32 protein-coding genes and 2 pseudogenes are annotated in these 24,680 nt (G+C 52.6%); 19 read left to right on the forward strand and 15 right to left on the reverse strand.

Annotated elements, in window-relative coordinates:
- Positions 1 to 116: 116 nt before the first annotated feature.
- From H7R58_RS24820 to H7R58_RS24840, 5 genes are all read left to right on the forward strand, one after another.
- Positions 117 to 383, forward strand: coding sequence for a YdgH/BhsA/McbA family protein (locus H7R58_RS24820; RefSeq protein WP_021242983.1), 267 nt, complete (start codon positions 117 to 119; stop codon positions 381 to 383).
- Positions 384 to 475: 92 nt separating this feature from the next.
- A complete protein-coding gene (locus H7R58_RS24825; RefSeq protein WP_001567386.1) occupies positions 476 to 952 on the forward strand; it encodes a DM13 domain-containing protein in 477 nt (158 codons plus the stop codon).
- Between the two features lie 338 nt (positions 953 to 1,290).
- Positions 1,291 to 1,851 (forward strand): recombinase family protein, encoded by a 561-nt coding sequence (locus tag H7R58_RS24830; protein WP_021242984.1) that lies wholly within the window; start codon positions 1,291 to 1,293, stop codon positions 1,849 to 1,851.
- Positions 1,835 to 3,496 carry an IS481 family transposase gene (locus H7R58_RS24835; protein ID WP_033488203.1) on the forward strand — a complete coding sequence of 554 codons (1,662 nt, stop codon included), beginning with the start codon at positions 1,835 to 1,837 and terminating at the stop codon, positions 3,494 to 3,496. Before H7R58_RS24830 ends, H7R58_RS24835 begins: the two co-directional genes overlap by 17 nt.
- Positions 3,429 to 4,454, forward strand: a complete 1,026-nt coding sequence (locus tag H7R58_RS24840; RefSeq protein ID WP_370375586.1) for an ExeA family protein — start codon at positions 3,429 to 3,431, stop codon at positions 4,452 to 4,454. Before H7R58_RS24835 ends, H7R58_RS24840 begins: the two co-directional genes overlap by 68 nt.
- A gap of 628 nt (positions 4,455 to 5,082) precedes the next feature.
- Here H7R58_RS24840 and H7R58_RS24845 read toward each other — a convergent pair.
- The 3 genes from H7R58_RS24845 to H7R58_RS24855 all read right to left on the reverse strand — a co-directional run bounded on the left by H7R58_RS24845 (position 5,083) and on the right by H7R58_RS24855 (position 7,795).
- Entirely contained in the window at positions 5,083 to 5,856 is a 774-nt protein-coding gene (locus tag H7R58_RS24845; RefSeq protein ID WP_182934833.1) for an SDR family NAD(P)-dependent oxidoreductase, read from the reverse strand.
- Between the two features lie 65 nt (positions 5,857 to 5,921).
- A complete protein-coding gene (locus tag H7R58_RS24850) occupies positions 5,922 to 6,623 on the reverse strand; it encodes a DsbA family oxidoreductase (RefSeq protein ID WP_001194072.1) in 702 nt (233 codons plus the stop codon).
- A gap of 65 nt (positions 6,624 to 6,688) precedes the next feature.
- Positions 6,689 to 7,795, reverse strand: coding sequence for an alkene reductase (locus tag H7R58_RS24855; RefSeq protein WP_021242986.1), 1,107 nt, complete (start codon positions 7,793 to 7,795; stop codon positions 6,689 to 6,691).
- Between the two features lie 213 nt (positions 7,796 to 8,008).
- Between H7R58_RS24855 and H7R58_RS24860 the strand changes: the two genes are divergently transcribed.
- Positions 8,009 to 8,338 (forward strand): thioredoxin family protein, encoded by a 330-nt coding sequence (locus H7R58_RS24860; protein WP_021242987.1) that lies wholly within the window; start codon positions 8,009 to 8,011, stop codon positions 8,336 to 8,338.
- Positions 8,339 to 8,367: 29 nt separating this feature from the next.
- On the opposite strand, the gene H7R58_RS24865 is transcribed toward H7R58_RS24860, so the two are convergent.
- The 4 genes from H7R58_RS24865 to H7R58_RS24880 form a co-directional block, all read right to left on the reverse strand.
- Positions 8,368 to 8,706, reverse strand: a complete 339-nt coding sequence (locus tag H7R58_RS24865) for a carboxymuconolactone decarboxylase family protein (protein WP_021242988.1) — start codon at positions 8,704 to 8,706, stop codon at positions 8,368 to 8,370.
- Positions 8,707 to 8,710: 4 nt separating this feature from the next.
- On the reverse strand, positions 8,711 to 9,292 hold the full coding sequence (locus H7R58_RS24870) for a TetR/AcrR family transcriptional regulator (protein ID WP_020277920.1): 582 nt from the start codon (positions 9,290 to 9,292) through the stop codon (positions 8,711 to 8,713).
- A gap of 141 nt (positions 9,293 to 9,433) precedes the next feature.
- The gene (locus H7R58_RS24875; protein ID WP_000108589.1) at positions 9,434 to 9,991 is read right to left on the reverse strand and encodes an OsmC family protein; all 558 of its coding nucleotides are present in this window, start codon (positions 9,989 to 9,991) and stop codon (positions 9,434 to 9,436) included.
- Positions 9,992 to 10,175: 184 nt separating this feature from the next.
- The gene (locus H7R58_RS24880; RefSeq protein ID WP_012695450.1) at positions 10,176 to 10,760 is read right to left on the reverse strand and encodes a recombinase family protein; all 585 of its coding nucleotides are present in this window, start codon (positions 10,758 to 10,760) and stop codon (positions 10,176 to 10,178) included.
- A 159-nt stretch (positions 10,761 to 10,919) separates the two neighbouring features.
- Here H7R58_RS24880 and H7R58_RS24885 point away from each other — a divergent pair, with 159 nt between their 5' ends.
- From H7R58_RS24885 to H7R58_RS24940, 12 genes are all read left to right on the forward strand, one after another.
- Positions 10,920 to 13,904, forward strand: coding sequence for a Tn3 family transposase (locus H7R58_RS24885; protein ID WP_021242989.1), 2,985 nt, complete (start codon positions 10,920 to 10,922; stop codon positions 13,902 to 13,904).
- A 78-nt stretch (positions 13,905 to 13,982) separates the two neighbouring features.
- Positions 13,983 to 14,987 (forward strand): IS110-like element IS4321 family transposase, encoded by a 1,005-nt coding sequence (locus tag H7R58_RS24890; RefSeq protein WP_022542389.1) that lies wholly within the window; start codon positions 13,983 to 13,985, stop codon positions 14,985 to 14,987.
- 374 nt (positions 14,988 to 15,361) lie between these two features.
- Complete coding sequence (locus H7R58_RS24895; protein ID WP_001567383.1) at positions 15,362 to 15,628, forward strand: YdgH/BhsA/McbA-like domain containing protein; 267 nt, start codon at positions 15,362 to 15,364, stop codon at positions 15,626 to 15,628.
- 96 nt (positions 15,629 to 15,724) lie between these two features.
- Positions 15,725 to 16,282, forward strand: a complete 558-nt coding sequence (locus H7R58_RS24900; protein ID WP_001567382.1) for a TetR/AcrR family transcriptional regulator — start codon at positions 15,725 to 15,727, stop codon at positions 16,280 to 16,282.
- Positions 16,283 to 16,494: 212 nt separating this feature from the next.
- On the forward strand, positions 16,495 to 16,755 hold the full coding sequence (locus tag H7R58_RS24905) for a DUF1471 domain-containing protein (RefSeq protein ID WP_001567381.1): 261 nt from the start codon (positions 16,495 to 16,497) through the stop codon (positions 16,753 to 16,755).
- 30 nt (positions 16,756 to 16,785) lie between these two features.
- Complete coding sequence (locus H7R58_RS24910; RefSeq protein ID WP_001567380.1) at positions 16,786 to 17,292, forward strand: DUF417 family protein; 507 nt, start codon at positions 16,786 to 16,788, stop codon at positions 17,290 to 17,292.
- 73 nt (positions 17,293 to 17,365) lie between these two features.
- The gene (locus tag H7R58_RS24915) at positions 17,366 to 17,503 is read left to right on the forward strand and encodes a hypothetical protein (protein ID WP_021243014.1); all 138 of its coding nucleotides are present in this window, start codon (positions 17,366 to 17,368) and stop codon (positions 17,501 to 17,503) included.
- Positions 17,504 to 17,526: 23 nt separating this feature from the next.
- Positions 17,527 to 17,988, forward strand: a complete 462-nt coding sequence (gene msrB / locus H7R58_RS24920) for a peptide-methionine (R)-S-oxide reductase MsrB (protein WP_021243015.1) — start codon at positions 17,527 to 17,529, stop codon at positions 17,986 to 17,988.
- Positions 17,978 to 18,472, forward strand: coding sequence for a peptide-methionine (S)-S-oxide reductase MsrA (gene msrA, locus H7R58_RS24925; protein WP_021243016.1), 495 nt, complete (start codon positions 17,978 to 17,980; stop codon positions 18,470 to 18,472). The genes msrB and msrA overlap by 11 nt, the downstream gene beginning before the upstream one ends.
- A 719-nt stretch (positions 18,473 to 19,191) precedes the next feature.
- Complete coding sequence (locus H7R58_RS24930; RefSeq protein WP_021243017.1) at positions 19,192 to 19,473, forward strand: hypothetical protein; 282 nt, start codon at positions 19,192 to 19,194, stop codon at positions 19,471 to 19,473.
- Between the two features lie 137 nt (positions 19,474 to 19,610).
- Positions 19,611 to 19,874 (forward strand): hypothetical protein, encoded by a 264-nt coding sequence (locus H7R58_RS24935; protein ID WP_000072676.1) that lies wholly within the window; start codon positions 19,611 to 19,613, stop codon positions 19,872 to 19,874.
- The gene (locus tag H7R58_RS24940) at positions 19,864 to 20,163 is read left to right on the forward strand and encodes a type II toxin-antitoxin system RelE/ParE family toxin (protein ID WP_021243018.1); all 300 of its coding nucleotides are present in this window, start codon (positions 19,864 to 19,866) and stop codon (positions 20,161 to 20,163) included. The genes H7R58_RS24935 and H7R58_RS24940 overlap by 11 nt, the downstream gene beginning before the upstream one ends.
- A gap of 61 nt (positions 20,164 to 20,224) precedes the next feature.
- Here H7R58_RS24940 and H7R58_RS24945 read toward each other — a convergent pair whose 3' ends face one another.
- On the reverse strand, positions 20,225 to 20,590 hold the full coding sequence (locus H7R58_RS24945) for an entry exclusion protein 1 (RefSeq protein ID WP_113535021.1): 366 nt from the start codon (positions 20,588 to 20,590) through the stop codon (positions 20,225 to 20,227).
- Between the two features lie 68 nt (positions 20,591 to 20,658).
- Between H7R58_RS24945 and H7R58_RS24950 the strand changes: the two genes are divergently transcribed.
- Positions 20,659 to 20,838: a Rop family plasmid primer RNA-binding protein gene (locus H7R58_RS24950; RefSeq protein WP_021243020.1), complete on the forward strand. Its 180-nt coding sequence runs from the start codon at positions 20,659 to 20,661 to the stop codon at positions 20,836 to 20,838.
- Between the two features lie 30 nt (positions 20,839 to 20,868).
- Here the strand turns inward: H7R58_RS24950 and H7R58_RS24955 are convergent, their stop codons facing one another.
- The 7 genes and pseudogenes from H7R58_RS24955 to H7R58_RS24985 all read right to left on the reverse strand — a co-directional run bounded on the left by H7R58_RS24955 (position 20,869) and on the right by H7R58_RS24985 (position 24,460).
- Positions 20,869 to 21,132 (reverse strand): hypothetical protein, encoded by a 264-nt coding sequence (locus tag H7R58_RS24955; RefSeq protein ID WP_021243021.1) that lies wholly within the window; start codon positions 21,130 to 21,132, stop codon positions 20,869 to 20,871.
- Between the two features lie 28 nt (positions 21,133 to 21,160).
- Positions 21,161 to 21,358: pseudogene (locus H7R58_RS25570) on the reverse strand (hypothetical protein); the annotation flags it as partial.
- 276 nt (positions 21,359 to 21,634) lie between these two features.
- Positions 21,635 to 22,639: an IS110-like element IS5075 family transposase gene (locus H7R58_RS24965; RefSeq protein ID WP_000427614.1), complete on the reverse strand. Its 1,005-nt coding sequence runs from the start codon at positions 22,637 to 22,639 to the stop codon at positions 21,635 to 21,637.
- Positions 22,640 to 22,717: 78 nt separating this feature from the next.
- The gene (locus tag H7R58_RS24970) at positions 22,718 to 23,275 is read right to left on the reverse strand and encodes a recombinase family protein (RefSeq protein ID WP_113535020.1); all 558 of its coding nucleotides are present in this window, start codon (positions 23,273 to 23,275) and stop codon (positions 22,718 to 22,720) included.
- On the reverse strand, positions 23,269 to 23,640 hold the full coding sequence (locus tag H7R58_RS24975) for a hypothetical protein (RefSeq protein ID WP_003100853.1): 372 nt from the start codon (positions 23,638 to 23,640) through the stop codon (positions 23,269 to 23,271). Before H7R58_RS24975 ends, H7R58_RS24970 begins: the two co-directional genes overlap by 7 nt.
- Entirely contained in the window at positions 23,637 to 24,137 is a 501-nt protein-coding gene (locus H7R58_RS24980; RefSeq protein ID WP_003100856.1) for a hypothetical protein, read from the reverse strand. Before H7R58_RS24980 ends, H7R58_RS24975 begins: the two co-directional genes overlap by 4 nt.
- Positions 24,134 to 24,460: pseudogene (locus tag H7R58_RS24985) on the reverse strand (hypothetical protein). The gene H7R58_RS24980 and the pseudogene H7R58_RS24985 overlap by 4 nt, the downstream one beginning before the upstream one ends.
- Positions 24,461 to 24,680 lie beyond the last annotated feature (220 nt).

A 24,680-nucleotide genomic window follows, 5' to 3' on the forward strand; every position in this document is an offset into this window, starting at 1 on the left:
AATCATTATGTTCATAGTATCATGTTTTATAGTTATCGCTAAAAAACAATTGCATCACTGAAATATTTACCTTATATTTTTTATTGATCACTACAAAATACGAACGGGATAGGCGTATGAGAAAGTTCATTATTGCTGCAATATTGAGTCTGAGCATCCTGCCCGTGCTGGCACAGGCATCAACCGAAATCAACAATTCTCACCAGTGCGAATTGCTTCGCCTTGGGAGCATCAGTGTTTCAGGTGGCACGATTGATGAGTTGACTAGCAAGCTTGCAGCAAAAGCAGAAAAATCAGGCGCCGATTATTTCCGCATCACTTATTTAAATACCAATGCCCATGGATATGCCACTGCAACGCTATACGACAATGCAGGCGCTTAGCTGCAACATAAATTTGACAAGTTAATCTGTTACATAAGGGATGTGTGGCTACAGAACCCTTATGGCTTTTTACATACGCAAAGGAAAATATTATGAAAACAAACATTAAAGCGCTGTTTTTTGCTTCGCACCTGGCTTTATTTGGCGTGGGTTTCGGTGTCGGTATCTATGTACTGCCTATCCTCACCGCTGAGAAAAACTCCAGTGCTGATGAAATTAAGGAAGTTAAAAATAATGCCCGCTACACGGGGGCATTTTTTAAAAACCAAAAAGGGAGTAATGCTGTTCATTGGGTTGATGGAAAGCTGTATGTCTCCGATCAAGAAATCGCATTTGAAGGTAGCATTGCTCCAGGTCCGGATTACAAGATCTATCTGACCAAAACCCAGGCTGATGATCGTAATTCATTTTTAAAAATAAAAGAAGAATCATTATATATAGGTGATTTGAAAAACTACGGCAACTTCAAAAAGAACCTGCCAAATGGTGTCAATATTGATGAATACACCACTGTGCAAATCTGGTGCGAAAAATTCGAGCAATTTATTGGTTCAGCCCAATACAGGTAGTGGGGTAAAACACGGGTTACTGGAGTTATTTTCGCAAACAGATCATGACGCTCTCTGTGTGACTGGCGCAATGATCACCGGATACGCTCGCAATTAAGGCTATCGGACCTTAAGACTCTGTCAAAATAGATAAACTGGAATATCCATTTACCCATATGGGGTCGTCTGGCGTACTGCAATTCAGTCAGCAAATCTCATGGAGTAAAATCGTATTTTATGGGTGCACCCAAAGCATACAGTTTGGTGAGACAGTTTTTCTGTCTCATTTGGATTGTTTTTGTCTCATCTGCATGTTACGTTTTCCTCATCTAGAGTCTAACGAGACATTTTTCATAACAATGGCTTTTTACGGTTATGCCCGGGTTTCAACCAACGACCAGGATCTGGATTTGCAAATACAGACGCTTCGCGCCGCTGGCTGCGAAATCATCCGTTCAGAAAAAGCGAGCGGGACCAGCCGCGATGGACGAACTGAGCTGCAACTGTTGCTGGATTTTCTGCGTAAGGGAGACACGCTGATTGTCACGCGAGTCGATCGCCTGGCCCGTAGCATTAAAGATTTGCAGGATATCGTGTATGCCCTGAATCAGCAGGGCATTACCCTCAAGGCAACAGAACAACCTGTGGATACGCGCACCGCAGCAGGTAAGGCGTTTCTGGATATGCTGGGTGTCTTCGCTGAGTTTGAAACCAACCTGCGCCGTGAACGCCAGTTGGAAGGTATCGCTGCCGCAAAAGCCCGCGGGGTTTATCAGGGGCGCAAACCGCGCATCGATCCTGTTGAGGTCCGTCGGTTGTACGTTGAAGAGAAAATGGGCGCAACGGCGATTTCTCGCCAACTGGGGATCGGTCGAGCCTCGGTCTATCGTGTGCTGGACCGCGATGAGCAGCCGGCGTAAGGCCATTCCAACCGATTCTTTGTTGCAACTGCGACAACGGCTTGACCGTCTGCCACCAAAAAGTCCGGAACGCGCGGCCCAGATCACCGCGATGGCGCTACTCTATTGCATTTCCGTCACCACCGTCTATCGTACACTCCGTGCCTTCCAGAAACCTCACATTGCACACCGGCGTGATCACGGGAAACCCCGGATACTGCCGCCGTCCGAACTCGAATATTATTGTGAACTGATCGCTGCATTGAAATTACGTACCACCAATAAAGCCGGTCGTCATCTGTCCACGACGCGTGCCATTCAGTTGCTCGAAGAACATGGTGTGGAAACGACTCAGGGGCTGGTTAAACTTCCAAAGGGGTTGTTGCGCAGGCCAACGGTTAACCGCTATTTGTCCCTGTTCCGACTCGATCACTCACGTCTGTTACGGGAGCCACCGGCAGCGCGGTTCCAGGCTGAGTGCAGTAATGACTGCTGGCAGTTCGATATGTCGCCCTCTGATCTCAAATATATCGAATGTCCTGAGTGGATTGATCCGGCCCGTGGACAACCTACCCTGATGTTATTCAGCGTGGTGGACGATCGCAGCGGGGTTAATTACCAGGAATACCGCTGTGTGTATGGCGAAGATGCGGAGTCTGCCTTGCGTTTTCTGTTTAATGCCATGGCGCCTAAAAGTCATCCGGAGATGTCTCTCCAGGGGCGACCGAAAATGCTGTACCTCGATAATGGCCCGGTGGCGAAAAGCCATGTCTTCCAGAATGTGATGCAGGCGCTGCAGATTGACTGGCAGACACATATGCCGGCAGGCAAGGATGGCACCCGCACCACAGCCCGGTCAAAAGGCAAGGTTGAGCGCCCGTTCCGTTCCGTCAAAGAAGCCCACGAAACGCTGTATCATTTTCATAAGCCGGAGACTGAACAGCAGGCGAATGAATGGCTCTGGAACTACCTGATACGCTATAACGCACAACGACATCGCAGCGAAAAGCATTCCCGTGAGGAAGATTGGCTGATGCATTTGCCACCAAAGGGAGTGCAGGACATGTGCACCTGGGAACAGTACTGTCGCTTTGCCCGGGAGCCGGAGTCTCGCAAGGTGGGTATCGATGCCCGCATAACGATTGACGGGACAGCTTACGAAGTCGAACCCGACATGGCGGGTGAAACTGTTATCCTGCTGTGGGGCCTCTTTGATGACGAAATGTTCGTGGAGTTTGACGGTGAAAAGTGGGGGCCTTATTTTCCTGTTTCCGGCCCGATACCTCTGCACCGCTATCGGGCATTCAAACGCGGAAAAGCAGCGGTGCGGGCAGACCGTATCCAGTCATTGGCTCGGCAACTGAACTTACCTATCAGCGCCCTGTCCGGTTGTGACCTCAAACTGGTGGCCGATAGCGTTCAGAGCACGCGGGTGTTGCCACATCAACCCTTCGAGTCCACAGCGTTTGAATACTGTTTTCCTACCCCGGTGGCAGCGAAGCTGGCTATTGCGGCTGATCTGGCCACACCGCTGGCGAAATTATCGGATGAAGACAAGGCGTTTATCGACCAAGTACTGACAGACACGCTGATCCGCAGTGAGGTATTTGCCCGGGTCAGGGAGTATTTCCGCAACACCCAATCAGGAGAGGATCATGCGGGTTGAGGTAATGGAACATTATGGACTGGCGCAACCAATCGATCAGGCCGGTTACTATGAGACGGCTCACCATAAGCAGCTTATCAAGGATATCCGCGGTGCTATCCACGAAGGCCGGTTAATTGCCGTTTGTGGTGTGGTTGGCAGCGGCAAGACAGTCACTCTGCGGCGTTTGCAGCAGCGTCTCAGGGAGGAAAATAAAATTACCGTAGCTCGCTCCCTGTCGATTGAAAAGCACAATATTAAACTGGCCACGCTCATCAACGCGCTCTTTTACGATTTGACGCAGGATAAACAGGTTCAGATCCCCAAACAGGGCGAACGACGCGAGCGTGAGTTACAGGAACTGGTCAAAAAAGGAAAGCGGCCAGTGGCATTGTTTGTTGATGAAGCGCATGACCTGAACGGGCATACACTGATCGGACTCAAAAGGCTGATGGAAGTTGTGGAGGACGGTGGCGGCCGGCTGTCGGTTGTTCTGGCCGGTCACCCCAAACTGCGCAATGACCTGCGACGCCCGACTATGGAGGAGATCGGTTATCGCACGGATATCTTTACGCTGGATGGGATCACCGGTAGCCAACGGGAATATATTCAGTGGCTACTGAAAACCAGTATGGGGAAAGGCAAGCCGGAAGACATTCTGACCGCCGACGCCCTCGACCTGCTGGCGATGAAACTACGTACCCCACTTCAGGTTCAACTACATCTGACGCTGGCCCTGGAGGCCGGTTATCAGACGGGAGAAAAGCCGATAACCGCCGCCCTGGTTGAATCGGTACTTTCCCGCCAGCTTGATGATTTGGAGCCGACATTAACGCGTCATGGTTATCGACTGAAAGACATGGTGGAGCAGTTTGATGCCAAACCGGCAGAAATCAGGGCCATGTTCAACCATCAGCTCGACCCTGCTCGAACAGCAGAACTGCGGGACAGGATGCTGGCGGTGGGGCTCCCGATATGACGAATTTCATTTGCAGTTATTGTGAGCCGAAGGAAATGGAATGCGAGCCGAAAAAGATAAACGCGAGCTCATTGTCACTTAATGTGAGCCCGGGAGGATTTTCATTGTCACTTAATCTGAGCCGAAAATTGCGCTGATTGCGAGCCCGGGGGATTTCGATTGCGAGCCGTTACAGCTATTTACCCGAAACCAGGTTCTCGATCCCCGAAGGGACATATCTGGCCTGGATAGATATTAGCCGCTACCTGCCCGACACCGCAGGTGAGGATTTATCGCTGTATTTTGCCCGGGAGTCAGGGGTCCTTCTTGAAGGGGGCTTGCTGTTTGTCGACAATGGGGACGGATATATCCGGTTAAATCTGGCCTGCCCACGGAGTATGCTGACAGCAGGGATGAAAAGAATTTCACAGGTACTGCGGATACCGGCTCCTCATCGTGTATAACCCCTTTCTCTCTGGCCGTTTTGTCCTGTCAGGATGTCGTCAGAACCCGGCATAACACCCTGTGCCGGGAACACAAAAGGCACGGATGAACAGGTCGTGAATATTCTTAGTGAAGCCTGCTGATGACATGTCTGGCGACAAAAAAATGCCGCCCTTAAGGGGCGGCTTATGCCAGCGTCACGGGGTTATCGTCTGACCGCCATGATGCCCGCATCGACATCCCAGATAGCGCCCGTCACCCATGAGGTTTTGTCAGACAACAGGAAGAGAATAGTGTTTGCCACATCTTCGGCAGTTCCGACGCGTCCCAGCGGGTGGAAATCGTTCAGCGACTTCATAGCATCTGCGATATCCGCTTTGTCCATGAAGCCTTCGTATATCGGCGTATGAACAATCCCGGGAGACACCGCGTTGACACGAATACCCGCGCTGGCCAGCTCAATCGCCAGATTACGCGTCAGGGCATGCAGACCCGCTTTTGCCATTGAATAGGCCGAGGCCGGCGAGTCACCCAGTGCAGCCTGAGCACCAATCGAACCGACGTTGACGATAGACCCTTCGAGCTTCGCGGCGAGCATGTTCTTCACGACATCCTGTGTAATAAAGAACGTGGCTCGGTTCAGCGAAAGATACATGTCATAATCGGCAAAGCTGTGCTCGGTAAATCCTTTGGGCATGAAGATACCGGCGGCATTCACCATCAGGCTGATATCGCGATGGCGAGCATTAATTTCCTGACGGATAGTTTCCATACCTTCTTCGGTCATCAGGTTCGCCGCGATGACCGCAACCGGTCCCAGAGGGCTCAGTTCTTTTTGCACCGCTTCGGCTTTGTCTTTTTTATTCCCGGTCAGCACGACACTGCCGCCCGCTTCCAGTACCATGCGTGCCACGGCCAGGCCCATGCCGCTGGTACCGCCGACGACGAGCAGTTTTTTACCTTTGAAAAAAGTGTTCATTTTCTGACTCCATTACTGGTGGGTAAGACGTTGCCGGCAGCGTGAAACTGCCGGCGGTTGACGGATTAAATACTGCAGCCATCCGTTCCGCAGGTCTGACCCGCAGTGGCTGAAAATTCGGTTTGCTGTTCATCCCAGACCTGACGCAGGGCATTCAAAAAGTTATCTGCTGCCTGAGCCCCGCTGATGGCATATTTTTCGTTCATCACAAAAACCGGAACGCCGCTGAGGCCAATAGACTGTGCGTGGGCTTCATCGTCGGAAACGGTGGCGCGAAAATCGTCATTTTCCAGGGCGGCTTCAGCGTCAGCTTTCGGCATACCGGCTTCTACGGCCATGGCAACGAGCTGCTGACGGTCAAAGAGAGAGCGACCTTCGGTGATACTGCCATGATAAAAACGTTCTTCCACCGCGTCCGCAATTCCGGCCTTACGCGCGGCAACCAGCAGGGTGTGTGCATCTTCTGTATCACCAAACATCATGCCGTCGAAGTTGTAGATCAGACCTTCAGATTTACCGGCGGTGCCCACCTGATTCATCATCAGCTCCGCTGAATGCTGACTGCCCAGCTTTTTAACGATGGCATCCTTAAAAGGCATCGCGGGAGTACCACCGGCCAGACGGTAGCTGTGATGGCGGATCACCACCTGGTCGCGAAATTCAAAGCGATTCAGACCCTGTTCAAATCTTTTTTTAGCAATCCAGCACCACGGGCAGACCAAATCTGACCAGATATCGATGGTAAGGGTGGGTTTCAGCGTTTGCATAATGATTCCTCAAAGACGTTGGGCGGTCGGATCTCACTTATCAGAGAACCGCGACCGTATGGGATTTATTGCGCCTGCCAGACCGGGTAATCGGTATAGCCTTTTTCCGGGGAACCACTGACGCCGTAGTAGGTGGCGCGGTCACTTTCTGCCAGTGGCCAGCCGTTTTGCATTCTTTCAACCAGATCCGGGTTAGCGATGTAGGGCACACCAAATGCCACCAGATCCAGCTCATCATCTTCCAGAGCCTGCTCTGCGATATCACGGGTAAAACCGCCGGCAGCGATGATGGTGCCTTTAAACGTGTTGCGAAAACGGCGGCGGAAGCCTTCCGGAAGTGGCGCTTTGATGTACACCGGCTGATAGTAAAGGTGTACGTAGGCCAGTTCCCGCTGACCGAGCGCGTCGGTGATGGCTGACCAGGTTTGCTCTTCACCTTCATACGGCGCGAGGTCATAAATGCGGCCGAACGGTGACAGGCGCACGGCAACGTGGCTGTTACCCACGGCTTCCGCCACGGCGTCAATGGTCTCCAGCAGGAAACGCTGACGATTTTCCACCGAGCCGCCGTATTCGTCGGTGCGGGTGTTCAGTTCGCTACTGAGGAACTGGTCAAAGATGAATCCGTTTGCCGCCATGATTTCCACGCCGTCAAAGCCGGCTTCCATCGCCAGGCGTGCGGAGTGCACGAAGTCTGCAGTGATGCGTTTAACTTCATGCGTTTCCAGCGCGCGTGGCTGGCTTGGTACAACCGGGCCCGGTTCTCCGGATTCGGTCAGCGCAAAAACGGTGGTATTGACCGCCTGAACGGTGCCCGCTGAAACCGGCGCTATGTGGCCTGGCTGAAGAGAGACGTGAGACATACGGCCGACGTGCCAGAGCTGCGCGAAAATACGGCCACCTTTGGCGTGAACCGCTTGTGTCACCTTACGCCAGCCCTGGACGTGTTCGTCGTTGTAGATACCAGGGGTATAAAGGTAACCCCGGCCTTCTTCTGAAACCGGCATCCCTTCGGTGATGAGCAGGCCAGCAGAAGCACGCTGTGCATAGTACAAAGCCACGACCTCATCCGGCACGTCATTCATGGTGCGGGTGCGGGTCATCGGTGCCATGACTACACGGTTTTTTAACGCCAGGCCAGACAGATTGTAGGGGGTGAAAAGCTTACTCATCGTATACCTCACAAAAAACAAAAAGGAGTATCCCGGCAGGGATTTGCACAGCCCGGCAGTATCATCGACTGGACGTCGCGCACTGGAGTTGCATAAACATCTGATGGGTGGCAATATACCAACCATCTAGTAGGTAGGTCAATGGCTGTGTCGTATTTTTTTGTCATAACGCAGCCATTTCTGAATTGTCACTCATTTTGCGAGGTCATCACCATGCGTACATTAACAGCTTATAACGAAGATAATTTCCGCCAGATAGAGCAGTACAACGGAATATCGGTGGTACGTTTCTCTGCACCCTGGTGTCCGCCCTGTCAGGCCAGCGAAGAAATGTTCAGTCAGTTTGCAGACCGGCTCGATAGAGATATTCAGGTGGGGAAAGTCAATGTAGATCAGGCGCCGGTGCTGACAACCAAATACGAGATCTGGGGGCTGCCGTCTGTGCTGATATTTCATGAAGGGCAATTAGTTAAACGCATACCGGGTGTGAAACCTGCATCGGTATATGCTCAGGCTATTGCGGACATAAAAAAAGGGCAGTAATGCCCTTTTAACGTGGAATTTATTAATGCTTAACCGCGTGCCTGACCGACGGCATCCAGAGTGCGGGCTGAATAAATGACCGCCGCGCCAGCGTTGAGGTTAATCGCCACGCCCAGCGCTTCAGCAATTTCAGCGTCGGTTGCACCGGCTTTCACAGCGGCGTCGGCGTGAAAAGCAATACAGCCGTCGCAGTGGGTTGTGACTGCGCACGCCAGGGCAATGAGTTCACGCACTTTTGCGCCCAAAAGGTCAGTTTTGTTACCTGCGTTGCCCAGGGCAACCACGCCTTTCATGGTCTCGGGGGTCAGTTTGCCCAACTCGCCTAAACGTTGCATTAACTCTGAGCGATAGTTGTTCCAGTCCAGCATAGTGTCATTCTCCTGAATGAGGGGTATTAAGAAGCAGTTTTATATACTTAAGGCTGTTGGCGAAGACTTCGGGTCTGGCCGTTGCATGCGCCACTACGCTTGAGCCTTCACAGACATTAATGATCATCAAAGCAATATCTGATGGTTCGGCATGGGATGAAAACTCACCTGACTCCATGCCCGCCCTGACGACTTTTGTGAGCCACTCGATTTGCATATCGAAATAAAGTGATGTCTGTACAGTAATTGCCTGAGGCAGATTGGCGGTCTCTGCTGACAACGCACAACACAGTGGCAGTAGCGAAGCTTTATGGCTTTGCGCGAAGATATCGATGTAAGCCGCAATTCTTCTCTCCGCGCTTTTCTCAGTCGCCTCTATCTGCTCAAATACGCGTTGTGTATCAGAGAACGCCTGTATTACCACCTGCTCACCCAGAATATCTTTGGTCGGGAAATGGTGATGAATACTGGCCTTGGTGATACCCACTATTTTTGATAAATCAGCATAGCTGAATACTGAATACCCTTTTTCGCGCATCAGGTGTTCTGCTTCGCTGAGCAGCCGTTCCCGTGTCATGGTTGTCATAATTACTCCATATAATCTACTAGTTGATAGATTATATTGTTGCTATTTTTCCGTAGCAAGTTGTATCACTGACTCAGTATCGTGCAGAGCTGAACGTCACTGCCATCCTGCATTCTGAATGGCAGCATTACATCTCTGACATCACGCCAGGCGTGTAATCATTTCAACCGGATTAGCCAGAGTATCGTGGATTGGCGAATTCTTTTGCATTTCGCTGACCAGCGCTTCTAACTCCTCGCGACTGGCGGTCTTGCTCGTAAGGTGAACATCGACGCGAATAGATTTCGCACCTTTACGCACGTTGCTGTCCAGCCCAAGGAAGCCGTTGAGGTTGATATCGAAATTAAGATCCAGCTCGATACCGTCCAGGTCGATCCCTTTTTCAGCAGCCATCATGGTAAGGGTGGCGGTATAACAGCCAGCCAGCGCCTGCATGATGTATTCAGTCGGGCTCATGCCGGTATCGGTGCCGAGTAAACCTGCGGGTTCATCACCGATATTAGAAAATTTCCCCACACGGCTGGTATCGATAACGCCGTTCTGGATTGTGGCGCCGGTCTCTGTGCGAACGGTTAATCCGCCGCTGGAACGGGCTTTCATCTGGAAAGTCAGGTTACCCAGACCAGGCTGGCTGCGAACTGCTTCACGGGTATTGTGGATCGCAGCTGCGTCTGCAGAAGGTTTAACGGTAGTAGACATAATGGCTCCTGTAATTTCTTGATAAAAGGTATAGCTGGTGTAACCAGCACCAATCATCTAGTTGGTAGATTAGTGTCGCGAACCTCTTTTGTCTACTCTTTTATAAAAAATAGGGGGAAAAGAACCCAGCAGGCTGTTTTATTTCATAATAACCATTTGATTTTTTTATAATCTTCCCAGCCGCTCACTCTTGCAGCAATCCAGCCTTTACCCGAAGGATAGTCTGGCGGGTGGTATTAAATTCCCGGGCAATAGCACTGATACTGATGCCAGCATTTAGGCGCTCTGTCACTGTTTGCTTTTGTTCCTCGCTCAGGATGGGGGGGCGACCGAAGCGTTTTCCAGCCGCTTTTGCCCTCGCAATACCTGAATACGTTCGCTCAAGCAGCAAATCCCGCTCAAACTCCGCTACAGCAGAAATTACCTGCATAGTCATTTTTCCGGCCGGACTGGTCAAGTCAACGCCTCCGAGTGCGAGACAATGAACGCGAATATCTAAAGCCGCCAGTTGCTCTACTGTTTTTCGGATATCCATCGCATTACGACCCAGACGGTCAAGTTTGGTGACAATCAGTACATCCCCATTTTCCATGCGATCTAGCAACCGGATAAATCCGGGGCGTTCGCTGGCAGCAACCGAGCCACTGATATGCTCCTCAATAAGTCGTTGGGATCTGATGGCAAAACCCGCCGCTTCAATTTCACGACGCTGGTTTTCTGTGGTCTGTTCCAGAGTTGAGACCCTGCAGTAGGCAAAAACACGTGACATGGGAAACTTTCCGTACGAAATGGATGTCCGAATTATAACGTGTGTCCGAAATTAATTTCACTAAGTTTCGGACATGTGCTGTAAGTGGTGTACGAAACCGACCGGTTTCGGTCACAGCGAACAAATAACAGATGAAAACTATACGCGAGGGAGGCATTTATGCCACGGCGACAGATACTGAGCAGCGAAGAGCAGGAACGCTTACTGGTTATACCAGATGATGAAATTATTCTGACCCGAATGTGTTTTCTGAACGAACCGGATATTGCGCTCATTAATAAGCACCGAAGGCCAGCGAATCGCCTGGGCTTTGCTGTATTACTCTGTTATCTGCGTGGACCTGGATTTATTCCGGACAAAAGCAGTGCTCCTCACAATGGCGTTGTATCCAGGGTTGCTTCCCGACTGAAACTTCAGCCTGATTTATGGCCGGAATATGCATCCAGAGAGCAAACCCGCTGGGAACATCTGACCGAACTTTATCGCTACCTGGAACTATCCCCGTTCAGCCGGTCAATGCAAAAAGACTGTATCCGTCATCTGCACCCCTATGCCATGCGAACTGACAAAGGATTTATGCTGGCGGAAGAAATGCTCAGCTGGCTACATAACAATAATGTTATTTTCCCTTCTGTTGAAGTGATCGAACGGACGCTTGCCGAAGTCGTCACGCTCGCTAACAGATCGGTATTTTCGACACTTACCGCGCAACTGGAAAAGCAGCATAAATCAGCACTCGACAGCCTGCTCATATCAGAGGGTGAACAACCTTCCCGTCTGGCATGGCTGCTACAGCCTCCGGGTAAAATAAACGGTAAAAATGTGCTGCAACATATCGACCGGCTTAATTCCATCGCTGCGCTGGGGTTGCCTGATGGTATTGCACTTTCCGTTCACCAGAACAGGTTGCTTAAACTGGCGCGTGAGGGCCGGAAAATGAGCAGCAGGGACCTGGCAAAATTCACCGATGTCAGACGTTACGCTACGCTGGTTTGTATAATAACAGAGGCCAGGGCCACCCTGACTGACGAAGTGATTGATCTGCACGAGCGTATCTTGGGTAGTCTGTTCAGCAGGGCAAAACGCACGCAGGCCGAACGGCTCCAGCAAACGGGAAAGCTTATTCAGAGCAAGCTGAAGCAGTACGTTACCGTCGGGCAGGCGTTACTTAACGCCAGAGAATCCGGGGAAGATCCCTGGACTGCAATAGAAGATGTCCTTCCCTGGCAGGAATTCATCAACAGCGTGGAAGAAACGCGGTTTCTTTCCCGTAAGGGCAATTTCGACGCGCTTCATCTGATCACCGAAAAATACAGTACGTTGCGTAAATATGCCCCGCGTATGCTGTCAGCATTGCAGTTCATGGCGACACCTGCGGCGCAGGCGCTCAGCGATGCGCTGGACACCATAACGGAAATGTACCGTAAACAACTTCGTAAAGTGCCGCCATCAGCGCCAACAGGGTTTATCCCTGAAAGCTGGCGAAAACTGGTGCTCACGCCTTCAGGCATCGACCGCAAGTACTACGAGTTTTGCGTACTGAATGAACTCAAGGGTGCATTACGTTCCGGTGATATCTGGGTAAAAGGATCGCGCCGCTACAAAAATTTTGATGATTATCTCATCCCGACTGCTGAGTTTGAGAAATCCCGACATAATGACCAGTTACAGTTGGCCGTTCAGACCGATAGCCAGGCATACCTTCAGGCCCGTATGACTCTTCTTGCATCTCGGCTGGAAGAAGTTAACGCGATGGCGCTTGCCGGTGATTTGCCCGATGTAGATATCTCAGATAAAGGCGTAAAAATCACTCCACTGGAGAACAGCGTTCCTTCAGGTGTTTCGCCCTTTGCAGATTTGGTCTATGGCATGCTTCCCCATCCGAAAATTACGGAGATACTGGAAGAAGTTGATAGCTGGACGGGATTTACGCGTCACTTCGCGCACCTCAAAAATAATAACGTCAGACCAAAAGACGGAAGACTGTTGCTGACCACCATTCTGGCTGACGGCATCAACCTTGGGCTGACAAAAATGGCGGAATCCTGCCCTGGGGCCACAAGATCGTCACTCGAAGGTATTCAGGCATGGTACATCAGGGATGAAACTTATTCAGCGGCACTGGCCGAGCTGGTCAACGCACAGAAAGAGCGGCCTCTGGCCGCATTCTGGGGCGACGGGACAACATCGTCGTCAGACGGGCAGAACTTTCGGGTAGGCAGTCACGGACGTTATGCCGGTCAGGTCAATCTTAAATATGGTCAGGAGCCGGGCGTGCAGATTTATACGCATATCTCAGACCAATACAGCCCGTTCTACGCCAAAGTGATCAGCCGGGTGCGCGACTCAACCCACGTGCTTGATGGCCTGCTGTACCATGAAAGCGATCTGGAAATTACCGAGCATTACACCGATACCGCAGGCTTCACTGAACATGTTTTCGCCCTGATGCACCTGCTGGGATTCGCTTTTGCGCCAAGGATCCGTGATCTTCATGACAAGCGGCTGTTTATTCATGGAAAGGCCGAGCGCTATCCGGGGCTTCAGTCTGTCATATCAACAACCTGCCTAAATATCAAAGACATTGAGTCGCACTGGGATGAGGTATTGCGCCTGGCAACCTCGATTAAGCAGGGGACAGTCACCGCATCACTGATGATGAAAAAGTTAGCCAGTTACCCAAAACAGAATGGACTTGCCAAAGCGCTGAGAGAGATTGGCCGCATCGAACGGACACTATTTATGCTGGACTGGTTCCGTGATCCCGGTCTGCGCCGACGCGTGCAGGCGGGGCTGAATAAGGGTGAGGCCCGTAATGCCCTTGCGCGAGCGGTCTTTTTGCACCGTCTGGGTGAAATAAGGGATCGTGGGCTGGAGAATCAGAGTTATCGCGCCAGCGGGCTGACATTACTGACAGCAGCGATCACGTTGTGGAACACGGTATATATAGAAAGAGCTATTGAGTCACTAAAACGAAAGGGTATCCCGATAAATGAGCAACTGGTCTCTCATCTTTCTCCCCTGGGCTGGGAACATATCAATCTGAGTGGAGATTACGTCTGGCGTAATAATCTTAAGCTGGGATCCGGAAAATACCGCTCATTACGTACAGTCGATACCGCTTTGTACAAAAAACAGTCTTAGCGTGGGATAATTAATGAGATGGTCACTCCCTCCTTCCCGGTACTATGCTGAGGACAGGCTTTCATTCGGAGAACTATCATGGAAAACATTGCGCTCATTGGTATCGATCTGGGTAAAAACTCTTTCCATATTCATTGCCAGGATCGTCGCGGGAAGGCTGTTTACCGTAAAAAATTTACCCGGCCAAAGTTGATCGAATTTTTGGCGACATGCCCCGCTACAACCATCGCAATGGAAGCCTGTGGCGGTTCTCACTTTATGGCACGCAAGTTGGAAGAGTTGGGGCATTCCCCAAAGCTGATATCACCACAATTTGTCCGCCCGTTCGTTAAAAGCAATAAAAACGACTTTGTCGACGCCGAAGCTATTTGTGAAGCTGCATCGCGTCCGTCTATGCGTTTTGTGCAACCCAGAACGGAATCTCAGCAGGCAATGCGGGCTCTGCATCGTGTCCGTGAATCCCTGGTTCAGGATAAGGTAAAAACAACCAATCAAATGCATGCTTTTCTGCTGGAATTTGGCATTAGCGTTCCCCGAGGAGCTGCCGTTATTAGCCGACTGAGTACCCTTCTTGAGGACAATAGTTTGCCTCTTTACCTCAGCCAGTTATTGCTGAAATTACAACAGCATTATCACTATCTTGTTGAGCAGATTAAAGATTTGGAATCCCAGTTGAAACGAAAGTTGGACGAAGATGAGGTTGGACAGCGCTTGCTGAGCATTCCCTGCGTCGGAACACTGACAGCGAGTACTATTTCAACTGAGATTGGCGACGGGAAGCAGTACGCCAGCAGCCGTGACTTTGCGGCGGCAACAGGGCTTGTACCTCGGCAGTACAGCACGGGAGGTAGGACGACATTGCTGGGAATTAGTAAGCGAGGTAATAAAAAGATCCGAACTTTGTTGGTTCAGTGTGCCAGGGTATTCATACAAAAACTGGAACACCAGTCTGGAAAATTGGCCGACTGGGTCAGGGATTTACTGTGCCGGAAAAGCAACTTTGTCGTCACTTGTGCTCTGGCAAACAAGCTGGCCAGAATAGCCTGGGCCCTAACGGCACGACAGCAAACTTATGTAGCATAACGGCAGAAATACACCGGTTTAAAGAATTACTGATCTGGTTTTGCGAATACTGATATTGATGATACTAACGGCCCACCGGCCTGTTGAGGAACCTGTAAAACGGAAAGGCTCATTGAAGCCGTATATTTTCTGGAGGTTCATCAGGCGCGGAACTCATCAAGGCGCGGGAATAAAATCCCATTCAGACGCCGGATAGATTCAAGCAAGCCAACTTGTCGTCAAAATCGGTGTTGCAAAAACGGGAGTGACCATAGATTCCGTTTTCCAAGCGGACCCCAATTAACACTTGCCAACCTATCTACTGGTTGGTAGATTTGATTTTAACAACACGACACACAAACAAAAACACACAACAGAACATCAGGAGCGTCATCATGAAAAACATCATCAAAACCACCCTTGCCATCATCGCCCTGTCCGCCAGCGCACTGAGCTATGCCGCCAGCCCGCAAATGGTTTCCCGCAGCGAAGCAGCATCGCTGCAAAAAATTGGGGTGGTCTCTTCCGGTGGCTTCACCACCCTGGATGACCTGGTGGCCTCACTGGATATGAAAGCCGCTGATGCCGGGGCCACACACTACCGCATCACCAGTGCCACCGGTATGAATAAACTTTCCGGTACCGCTGTCCTGTATCGTTGAATACCCGTTACCCTCGCAACTGCGCCCGGAACCCTTCTGGTTTCCGGGCGCAGTTGTGTCTGAATAACAGGCACCCGCAGGTGCCAGGAGAACATTATGTCCACCCATGACAGTCTGATTGAACTGACTGATACCCTTATCCAGCAGAACGGCTACCAGGGCTTCAGCTATGCTGATCTCGCTGACGGTCTGGGAATACGGAAGGCCAGTATCCATTACCATTTTCAGACCAAAACCGACCTCGGGCTTGCCTATTGTGAATACAAGGAGGCCAGCCTGCTGAAACTGGAAGCTGCCCTGTTACAGCTGCCACCGGGTAAAGCCCGTCTGCAGGGTTATATGGACGCATTTCTCAAATGCGCCGACAGCGGCCAGATGTGTGGCATTCACGCCATGCTGTCCGACAGCGCCCTGTTTGAAGAACCTCTTCAGAAAGCCACCTCACGACTGGCACAAACCGACCTGCGCATCCTGACCAGTGTGCTGGTTTCGGGTCGTGAAAGCGGTGAACTGGCTTTTACTGCTGAGCCGGCTGACGTGGCCATTATCATCGGCAGCGCCATTAAAGGGGCCCTGATGCTCAATCGGATCCCTCCTCATGATGCCTGTTCCCGCACCATGAGCGCGCTTATTCAGCTACTCTCCCGCCCGTAAAGCCACGCCTGTGGCTGCCCCGGTTTAACCGGGGCAGCCAGCACTCAAAAAAATCACCGCTGACAACGCCTGTATTCCGGGGGCCTCAGAAGACATTAAGACTTTCCTTGCGTTTAATTTCCAGTTACCCCTTGCCAATCTATCTACTGGTAGGTAGAATAAATATTAACAACACGACAACACAATAAAACAGACATGCAGGGGGCATCATCATGAAAGCACTTATCAACGACGTTATCGCTGTCTTCACCCGTAAAGCCCATGGACCGGTCATCATCAAATCCGATCTTACTGAGGAAGAAAAAGCAGCTCTGGTACCGGTCCGTACACTCTCTGTTGGCTGGGTGTCTTCCGTGGATGAGCTGGAGCGGGAGGTTATCCGCGAAGCCCTTGAACATGGCGCTGCCGCTTATCTGATTTCTGAGCTTGAGCAGGCCCGTTTCGTTCATGCCCGCGCCACGCTGTTTGCATAAACACAAAACGAAAATAAAAGGACACACACCATGAAAAATAACGTCGAGACACAACTGCGCCGGTTACTTCGTAAAACGTCAGGCCTGGACATTATGGTTCTGCGGCTGTCAGTGATTTTCATCTTCGCCCTGTTTGGCACCTACAAATGGTTTGCCTTCGAGGCCAATGCCCTTCACCACCTGCTGCCAGGCACCTGGCTCGGTGCGCTGTATCCGGCTCTCGGCGTTCAGGGGCTCAGCTACGCACTCGGCGTGGTGGAAAATATCACCCTTCTGGCCCTGATTGCCGGATTTTTCCGGCCGGCAGTGGGTGCAGCAGGCGCCCTGATGGTGGCAGGCACCGGCATCGTCACCCTGAGCCTTCTGCCGCAGCTGGGTCGCATTGACAGCTTCATTATCAAGGATGTTCTTCTGATTGGGGCTGGACTGGTGCTGTTGCGTCATGACCTGCGACGGACACTGATTAACCGGAGGGCGAAGCAACTCAGCGCCGTGCACAAACCCCGCTCGTCTGACGCATTGTCAGCCATGGGGTGACCCTGAATTACGCAGCAGCCTGATATTTCTGGCCAGCAAATATGACACCACTCCCGGGTTCATGGTGAGAGGCATGGAAGCCGCCTTTCGGGCGGGGATCACTCCCCGCTACTTTTTAGAGCGCTACCTGGAAAATAAGTCGCTCCCCGCCAACCCGGACTTTGAAAAACACTATCTGGATCTTATTCATGAGCAGGACCCGTCCCGGTGAGTGAGATTTGTCAGGAGAGCGATATGAACAAACCGTATAAAAAAGACCCACAGACCATTCAGGCACTGACGGAACTGCAGTTCAGCGTCACCCAGAAAAGCGCCACTGAGCGCCCGTTTACCGGAGAATATGACGACCACTTTGAGGACGGACTGTACGTGGATATCGTCTCCGGTGAGCCACTGTTCTCGTCGAAGGACAAATTTGATTCGGGCTGTGGCTGGCCGGCATTCAGCAAACCAGTGGAAAACAACGTCCACAACCTGAGCGACCTCAGTCATGGCATGGTGCGTACTGAAGTGCGTTCCCGTCACGGTGACAGCCATCTGGGACACGTCTTCCCTGACGGGCCACAGGATACCGGTGGATTACGTTACTGCATTAACTCGGCTTCACTGCGTTTTATCCCGAAAGGCGCTCTGGAAACAGAAGGATACGGTGAATTTCTTCCCCTGTTTGAGAAAGGAGATAAGCATGAAAACTGATGTGGCAATCCTTGCCGGTGGTTGTTTCTGGGGTGTCCAGGAGCTGATCCGCAAACTCAATGGCGTGGTCAGCACCGAAGTGGGCTATACCGGCGGACGTAATGATAACCCGACATACCAGCACCACCCAGGACATGCGGAGGCGGTGAAGGTGGTGTATTCCCCGGATAAACTGAGCTACCGAAAACTACTGGAATATTTCTTTAGTATTCACAACCCTACAACAATACTTCGTCAGGGTAATGACGTCGGCTCAAGCTACCGCTCAGCCATCTTTTTCACCACAGAGGAGCAAAAGCAGCAGGCAAACCAGCTTATCCGTGAAATAGATGATTCAGGAGTCTGGCCCGGAGTCGTGGTGACAGAAGTAGAGCAGGCCGGTGAGTTCTGGTCTGCAGAGCCAGAGCATCAGGATTACCTGCAGCATAATCCCGACGGCTATACCTGCCATTTTGAACGACCTGACTGGACGCTTCCGGGATAAGTCACCGTCGCAGACTCGCAGCATTCAGCCCCGCCCATGTGCGGGGCTTTTTTGTTCATATGCAGAAACGAGAATGGGATCACAAACAAATTTCTTTAGTCCATTTCTTGCATACAAAACAATCAACATCCTGATTTTAAGGGGCATATTAGAAAAAAGATGAGGATGATTAGGGTCAAAGGGACAAAGGGACAATGTTTAGAATTATGCTGACCGTTATCGCAGGATCGTTATTTTACGGACTCTCGGCCAGTCTGTGTTTTGCCGGGCTTTTTCGCATACACGCCCCCAGTGCCTGCACAGCCTTCTGTCTGACTTATAACCCAACAGCCGGCTATGTCATGCTGGTTACCGGTATGACACTGTTTATCGTATTTTTGCTCAGCCTTTTCCGGACAACAAAAGCCCCTATTTAACATAAAGGCTTCATTGTACGCACCGCTAAAACGCGCTCAGGGCGATTTCAGCGCGAAGCCGGTGAAAACCACAGCTTACCCGGCGAAAACCCCGCAAAACTTGCCTGATGAATTCTGATGGCATGAATGGCTATGCACCGGACTGCATGGCGGCCCGTTTCAGTGCGTTTACCACCTGAAACCGCCAAAAAGCGCCCTTTTGCGCGGGAAATCTCTCATTTTCTCCCTGGAATACTCACAACAATCATAATTACTAGTAATGTTTTCTGTGTGTACGACAACTCTGTAATGCCTGAGGAATTAATGACCGGTTCAAACAACAAGACACGCGATATCACTAGCAACCGCAAGTATCTGATCAAGAATGCACGCGGCCAGGCAGCCTATAAAGCACGTATGCGCGAGGCGGGTTATAAGCAAATTGCGGTATGGGTACGAGAAGATGTCAGAGAGGCAGGACGACAAGCCGGACTGGAATCTGACGCGCTGTTGTCAGGGGCTGCGCAGCATGATCCATTAGGCTGGATGGTCGGTTTTGCTGAGGGACTCAGGCAGCGAGAAAAAAAAGACAGCAACCCGCAGTAAGCCTGCAAGACAGCACGAATAACAGAGAACAGCCAGTACAAGGAAGTAACGCTTCGCGTACCGGATTCAGCATATTTTTCAGGGAGTGTCCCTGCTAAACTCCTTCATGTCGACGCATCAACCCCGGAGGCTCTGTAATGAGCAATACCACACACTACGAAAACGCCAACTTCTTGCGGGAACTGGCCGAAAGTCTGCCCCGCATACTGCCGGAAGGTGGCCCGGACAAGGCAGCACTGTTGCAGCGCCTGGCTAACGAAGAACTGGCACAGGCCGAGTATGAAGATCAGGTTCGCGCCAAAGTGACTGCAGCCCGCGCTGATACACGCCCGGGCATGACCACGGAACAACTCCGCCAGCGGCTGCATGGTCGCTATCAGGAACTGCGTGATGCCGTATGACGTGGAATGGAAGCAGGGAGCCATCGAGGACGTAACGGCACTGTTTGACTACATCGCGGAAAATTCATCTCTGTGGGATGCGCGGAACGTCACCGATCGCGTTCTTGCGGCCGCAGACAAGCTGGCAGACTTTCCGCGTCTCTACGAAGTGGACTCACGCTATGGCGAGGACGTTCGCCGGATAAGCCTGATGGGACAGCATGTCCTCTATGATGTGAATGACCCGGCGCAGAAAATCCGGGTTCTGGCCGTAGTCGGCCAGCGCCAGAATCCCCACTCCGTCCGCTGATAACGGGTGACGGGGGCGCAATTCATTGCGTGGCCGTCGCCGGTTGGACAAGCGCAGCGCGTCAGCGCTTCCCCCATTGCCACCACCGGCGCGGTGTCTCTGCTGTCTCCGTTTTGTGTTCCAGTAGTCTCATGGCCTGCATTTCCTGCCGCAGCCCGGCCACCTCTTCCCGCAGCGCTTTTATCTCCGCAATCAGCGCCTCTGATACCGTTTTTTCAGTCTCATCCGGCAGTCTCAACCCGTCCCGATCATGAGTCTCAATCAGTCTTAACTCACCGTACACCCGGATAAGCTCGCTGGTATCTACGACACGACCACCATCAGCCTCCGTCCGGTATGATACGCGGCCTTTAGCCATATCCCGATACAGGGAACTTCGGGCTTTTTCCGTCAGTTCCGTGGCCTGTCTCACCGTCACCCACGCCATTGTCTCACCCCGCTATTTTTGAGACAGTATACCCGACAGGCGCACACCATGCCCGGAAGGAAAGAAACATGACGAAACAGGAAAAAACCGCCCTCAACATGGCAAAATTCATCAGGGATCAGTCGCTGCTGTTGCTGGAAAAGCTGAACGAACTGGATATGGATACCGCGGCCGACATGTGCGAACGGCTGCACGAGGACGCGGAAACGCTCTGGCTGGCAATGCGGGACCAGCTCGGGGAGGAATAACAGCACCGACGCGGCCGGTGCTGTCTGCCGTCATTTCATCAGACGACGCAGGCAAAGAAGGGTACCACCGATCAGGATCGCCGCCGTGCCTCCCTGCCCGAAATGCAGGAACAACCAGTCACGGATCGCCGGGTTCCTCGCCAGAAACTGCACGAACCCGTAGAGCAGCAGAAACACCGGCAGCACGCGCCAGAACAATTTCAGCAGATGCGCGGCCAGCACACACAGCCCTCCGGCCATCGCCCCGACCATAAGCAGGGCCTCCCGGCCCACAACCGCAATCCGGTTTGTCATAAAACACCTCATAAATGAATGATTAACCTCAGACCATGACCATGAATTTGAAGCAGGCAAACAGCCGTTCCCGGTCCAGCTCTGCCGTTTTTCGGGCCTCGCCGGTCTGTGGGTTCACGATTTCATCCACCGCCAAAATTGCCCGTTGCACCCGGACGAGCGTCGGCCTGTCCGGGCAGATGTACCAGATTTCATCGATGCCGTTCGCCCGGCGGTTGAACAGATAGGGGTCGTCTCAGAAAACGAATCTATGGTCACTCCCGTTTTTGCAACACCGATTTTGACGACAAGTTGGCTTGCTTGAATCTATCCGGCGTCTGAATGGGATTTTATTCCCGCGCCTCGATGAGTTCCGCGCCTGATGAACCTCCAGAAAATATACGGCTTCAATGAGCCTTTCCGTTTTACAGGTTCCTCAACAGGCCGGTGGGCCGTTAGTATCATCAATATCAGTATTCGCAAAACCAGATGAATGATTGTTTAAACTGGTGTATTTCTGCCTTTATGCTTCGTAAGTTTGCTGTCGCGCCGTCAGTGCCCAGGCTATTCTGGCCAGCTTGTTTGCCAGAGCACAGGTGACGACAAAGTTGCTTTTCCGACACAACAACTCCCTGACCCAGTCGGCCAACTTGCCAGACTGGTGTTCCAGTTTTTGTATGAATACCCTGGCACACTGAACCAACAAAGTTCGGATCTTTTTGTTGCCCCGCTTGCTAATCCCTAACAATGTCGTCCGACCTCCCGTGCTGTACTGTCGGGGTACCAGCCCTGTTGCCGCCGCAAAGTCACGGCTGCTGGCGTACTGCTTCCCGTCGCCAATCTCAGTTGAAATAGTACTGGCAGTCAGCGTTCCAACGCAGGGAATACTCAGCAAGCGCTGTCCAACCTCATCTTCGTCCAACTTTCGTTTCAACTGAGATTCCAGATCTTTAATCTGCTCAACAAGATAGTGATAATGCTGTTGTAATTTCAGCAGTAACTGGCTGAGATAAAGAGGCAAACTACTGTCCTCAAGAAGGGTACTCAGTCGACTAATAACGGCAGCACCTCGCGGAACGCTGATACCAAATTCCAGCAGAAAAGCATGCATCTGATTAGTTGTTTTCACCTTATCCTGAACCAGGGATTCACGGACACGATGCAGAGCTCGCATTGCCTGCTGAGATTCGGTTCTGGGCTGCACGAAACGCATAGATGGACGTGATGCTGCTTCACAGATAGCTTCAGCATCAACGAAGTCATTTTTGTTGCTTTTAACGAATGGGCGGACAAATTGCGGTGATATCAGCTTTGGAAAATGCCCTAACTCTGCCAGCTTGCGTGCCATAAAGTGAGAACCGCCACAGGCTTCCATCGCGATGGTTGTTGCCGGGCATGTCGCCAGAAATTCGATTAGCTTTGGTCGGGTGAATTTTTTACGGTAAACGGCCTTCCCACGATGATCCTGACAATGAATATGGAAAGAGTTCTTACCCAGATCGATACCAATAAGCGCAATGTTTTCCATGATGGTTCTCCGAATGAAAGCCTGTCCTCAGCATAGTACTGGGAAGGAGGGAGTGACCATCTCATTAAATAAAGCACGCTAAGCGTGCGTGGAGGCTGGCACCCAGCGGTACAGCGTCGGAATGGACACGCCGAGGTTCTTGGCCACGTCCTTGGGCGGCACCCCGCTGGCCAGCAGCTTCTTGGCCGACTCGATCTTGCTGTCGGTCATCTTCGGCTTGCGGCCGCCTTTGCGGCCGAGCTGCTTGGCGACTTCCAGCCCGGCGCGGGTGCGCTCGACGGTCAGCTCGCGCTCCATTTCGGCAAGGCTCGCCATGACGTGGAAGAAGAACCGCCGGGATGGTGTGCCGGTGTCGATGGAGTCGGTGAGGCTCCTGAACTGGACACCGTGCTTGTGCAGATCGCCGACCAGATCGACCAGTTGCTTGACCGACCGGCCCAGCCGGTCGAGCTTCCAGACGACCAAAGTATCGCCTTCGCGCAGCATTTCGAGCGTCTTGGCCAAGCCAGGCCGGTCTGCCCGCGTGCCACTCACCTTGTCCTCGAAGACCTTTTTACATCCGGCCTTGCTCAAGGCTTCGCGTTGCAGCTCCAGGTTCTGATCCTGCGTCGAGACGCGCGCATAGCCAATCAACATGGCTTGTCTCGCGCCCGGTCGATGCGTTCCTGCATCGCCTGCATCACTTCTTCGTGGGTGTACGATCTGGCGTTGGCGTCGGTGGCTTGCCGCAGGGCTTCCTCAACCTCGCGCGTCATCCGCTCGTAATCCTCCGGCCACAGCGCTTGCTCCATGCGCAGCGACGCCTGACCCAGCAGGTGCAGCAGGCTGAACAGCCGCATGTCGTTGGTGGCGACGATGCGCTCCCGAATCTGCTCCTGAATAGCTTCGCTAGCCCGATGCGCTTGTGGTGTGGCAGTCCCCTCGTAGTCAGCGGGGAATTCCGCTTCCTCGGCAATCCTTGCCCAGGCGCTGGCCAGCGCCTCGATGGTTGACGTGCTCATTTCCGCCGCTCCTGTGCTCTTTGGCGAATCAACCGGCCAAGGGGCCTCGACGCGAAAACCAGCAGCATCACGCCTATCGGATACCAGGTCGAGAAGACCACCAAGGCATCGAAGGCTGGCCGTCCGGTGTTGGTAGGCAGTACGGCGGTCACAGCCATCAACCCGCCGACCGTCCAGATGATGCGCCACACGTAGGGCATCACGCGGGGCACGTAGCCGTCATCGAAAGCGGTCTGGTAGTAGCGGCGCAGGCCGCGCTCGGCAAGCGCCTGGCGCTGCCGCTCCGACAGCGCATCCGTCCGGCCATACCAGCGCCGGAATGGTGGACAGCGCAGCAGCAAAGGGGTGAAGAGGATCATCACCGCCACGATCGCGACACCCCACGCCATGACGGCGCCGGCATCGGGCCGCTTGGCGTTCTCGATCACGGGCGCGAAGACGCCCGGAGCACCGATCATCCAGAACAGCGCAATGTGCTGATGGAAGGAGAGCTTCATTTGCTCATCCACTTGCGCAGCAGGCGCTTTTTCAGGGAGGCGCGTTCTTGCGGGTTGCGTCCCTTGTGATTGGCGATGCGATCCGCCGTGGCGGCCTGGCGCTTGACGGGCCAGTAGGAGCGGCCATCCTTGCCCATCGACCAGACGCTGCTGGCCTGGTTTTCCAGCAGGGGCAGATGGGCGCTCAGGGCTTCGGGCGACGCGCTGGTCAGCGCCGTGCGCTCACGGGTGCGTCAGCGCTGATGCCAGAGCTTCTTGTCCTCGCGCTCGCTGCCGCAGGTCGTGTGCCCGACGGTGGGTGTTTTGCGGCGGCTGCGGCTCATAACGTAGTGGTCTCCAAGAACATTCAGGACTGATCCCAGGCGTCGATGGTCAAGACCTGATCGGCAGGACAGGCGGCTACGCGGTCGGGAACTGGATGGTGTTCAGTCTCATGCCGACCCCATTCGATTGATCGCGTCGCTTGCGGCACGCTGCGACGCAAGGAGGTTTGCGACCTGGTTTAGCAGCCGTGTCCGCTGCATGTCTGTTACCTATCTCCCC

The organism is Klebsiella sp. WP4-W18-ESBL-05, from assembly GCF_014169075.1.
GTDB classification, from domain to species: domain Bacteria; phylum Pseudomonadota; class Gammaproteobacteria; order Enterobacterales; family Enterobacteriaceae; genus Kluyvera; species Kluyvera ascorbata_B.